2 protein-coding genes are annotated in these 1,306 nt (G+C 71.3%); both read right to left on the reverse strand.

All coding sequences use genetic code 11. The annotated features are described in order from the left end of the window. The coding region (locus ACFWPJ_RS33095; RefSeq protein ID WP_378857501.1) for a hypothetical protein at window positions 1-534 on the reverse strand (534 nt) is incomplete at its 3' end. A 59-nt stretch (window positions 535-593) separates the two neighbouring features. Continuing rightward, complete coding sequence (locus ACFWPJ_RS33100; protein WP_378857503.1) at window positions 594-1,085, reverse strand: hypothetical protein; 492 nt, start codon at window positions 1,083-1,085, stop codon at window positions 594-596. Between the last annotated feature and the right edge of the window lie 221 nt (window positions 1,086-1,306).

Raw genomic sequence — 1,306 nt, forward strand, 5'->3', positions numbered from 1 at the left:
CCGGGGGTCCGCGGGGGGGCCAACCGGGGGGGCCCCCCCCCCCCCCCGGGGGGCGCCCCGCGGCGGGTCCGGGTCGAAAGGACGAAATTTCGCGAGGTTGATGAGTTCGCGTTCGAGAAGGCCTTCGTGCCAGCCGATCTCCCACACCACCGGCGCCAGGTCCTCCACCAGGGCGCGGTAGCGCTGCACTGATCGCGGCACTCGGCCAGGTCGAGCAGCGCTCAGCACGACGCCCAGAACCTCCACGCCGTCGGGAGTCAGACGGCCATGCCATTCCCGCAGTCGTTCCGCGCAACTGACCAGGCCAGGCAGACATAGCCGCGCGGCGATGACAACGACTTGTGTGGTCTCGGTGGAGGCTGGCCAGCATCGGCCGCTGTCCGCGGCCGGAGCCCACCACGCCGCCAGCGTCGATGTGCCCGCGCCGCCGTGCGCGCCGACGACCGCGACCAGCGGTGGATGCGGACCGGTGACTGGCAGCGGGTCCGTGCGGCTCCCCGCGACGCGGTCACCGCTCGGCGCGTCCACGGTCACCGGTTCGAGCCTGACAACTCGGTCAGACTGAGGAACGTGCTCGCGAGCCAAGGCAGACATCAGCCGCCTCGCTTCTGGATATTGACGATGACCATCCCCGATGGGCCGGGCGCGACGTTGATGAGTTGCAGGTAATCCAGGCGGCGACCGTCAGGGTGCTGTTCGGCCAGGTGCACCTCCGCGGTGACATCGGCACGGGCGGTGATCGCCACGCAATGCGTCGTCCCAGCAGGCAGCGCGGTGATCGCCGCAGCCAGGGCATCGCGGTTCAGTCCGGCTTCCGGCGAGGTCGCCGCGAGTGCGAGATCCGGGTCGCGGCGCGCGTAGTAGGCGTGCTCGAACCGCAGAATGGCCCCGGCCATCGTGGCGGTGTCCCCGGCGCCATCGCCGACCACGTCCCCCACCAAACCCTGGCACGCCTTGCTGCCAGCGCGCTGCGTCGAGGTCGAGGTAGGGGTGGATGTCACGGTGGTCGGTGGTGACGCCGTCGGCACCGCATCGCTCGCCCACATGTCGCGGCCGATCGCCGCACCACCCACTGCGAGCCCCACCCCGGCGACCACGAGCCCTGCGACAATCGCCCAGCGGGGGACGCGAGGGCTGTGACGTCCCGGCATGGGCCGTCCCGTTTCGGTCGACGGGTTGTCGAGCCGGGCAGCGCCGGTGGCCGGTTCGGCGGATGATCGCGGAAGCGGCCCGGCCGCAAGCGTTGTGCTGGGGCTGGGGTCGAGCCATGCGGCTCCGTGGAGTGTCCGTTCTGTGGTCATCGTTG

The sequence above is a fragment of the Nocardia sp. NPDC058497 genome, from assembly GCF_042720195.1.
Lineage (GTDB): Bacteria > Actinomycetota > Actinomycetes > Mycobacteriales > Mycobacteriaceae > Nocardia.